General features: G+C 62.6%; 3 protein-coding genes. All 3 read left to right on the plus strand.

The features are described 5' to 3' along the window. On the plus strand, positions 1–244 hold a 244-nt coding region (locus FXB38_RS42435), incomplete at its 5' end, for a transcriptional regulator domain-containing protein (protein ID WP_246230655.1). A gap of 58 nt (positions 245–302) precedes the next feature. After that, positions 303–824, plus strand: coding sequence for a DUF2285 domain-containing protein (locus tag FXB38_RS42440; RefSeq protein ID WP_187435538.1), 522 nt, complete (start codon positions 303–305; stop codon positions 822–824). 124 nt (positions 825–948) lie between these two features. Then, positions 949–1106, plus strand: a 158-nt coding sequence (locus tag FXB38_RS44545) for a helix-turn-helix transcriptional regulator (protein ID WP_430640228.1), incomplete at its 3' end; no start/stop codon positions are given.

Consider the following 1106-nt stretch of genomic DNA (forward strand, 5'->3'; position numbering starts at 1 on the left):
CAACAATCCCAAGCTTCATAGACATTGCGCCGCAATCGACTTACGGCAGGGGATCACAGCAATGTCCGAGTTCGACTGGCGCTCACCGGAGGCGTATCAGCACGCTATCAAGTCGGGCGAGATGGCGGATTTCGCCTGGGAGTCACTGCGGCGCAGCTCCAACTATCGGGCTTCCTATCGTGAAAATCGATCGCAGATGACTTCCGAATTCCGAAGGAGATGGGGCGTCTGCTTTCGCTCATGACCCCCAGGGGTCCTTTTACCAACAGACAATCTTCTGGGCACCTGAGGCGTTGCCGACGGTGGTGCCGGTCGTTCAGAGCGCGTCCGGCTCAAAAGCGGTCGGCGCGGGGCTACCGCTTGCCGACCTTTCATCGGGCACCATCAGACAGGCATCTGACGGCTGGCATGCCGTATTGCGCATTCAAGGGGTACAACATCGTCTCTGGCTGAAAGAGGCGCCGCAGTTTGGTGTCTCTTATGCGGCCGAACTGCCGCTCGATGCGGACTTTGAGATCCGCGCCCACGCCTCACATCGGCTGTGGCGCGCAATCAACGGCCGCCCGCCGGGACCTGCCCTTCATCAGCTTTCGGCGCAGCGGCGCGAACGATTGGCCTTGGCGCTGCGAGCGCTCGATGGACACATGGATGGTGCTTCCTATCGCGTCATCGCCGAGGTGCTGTTCGGCCGAAAACGCATCCCTGAGCGCGCCTGGAAAACTCACGAATTGCGCAGCCGGACCATCCGCCTGGTGCAGGCTGGCTTGGCTCTGATGCGCGGCGGCTATCGCGCATTGCTACGTCCCTCATCTCGCAAGGAGTAGAGCAGGGGTGCCGAAAATCATCGCTCGATCTTCGGCATCCCCCTAAGCACTCCTACTTCGCCATCGTGACCGTCGACGCGCGGCCCGAGCCCGCCGCGCTCCAGACGACCACGGAGCCTTGTAAATGCCCGATCCGAACGCCGGCCTGCCGCCGCGATACCTGCGCACGCCCGAAGCGGCGCGCCTTCTCGGACTCTCCGGCCGAACCCTGGAAAAGCACCGCACCTATGGGACAGGCCCGACTTACCGCAAGCTCGGCGGTCGCGTTGTGTATGCGCTCGA

The sequence above is a fragment of the Bradyrhizobium cytisi genome (assembly GCF_008123515.1).
Taxonomy (GTDB): Bacteria; Pseudomonadota; Alphaproteobacteria; order Rhizobiales; family Xanthobacteraceae; genus Bradyrhizobium; species Bradyrhizobium cytisi.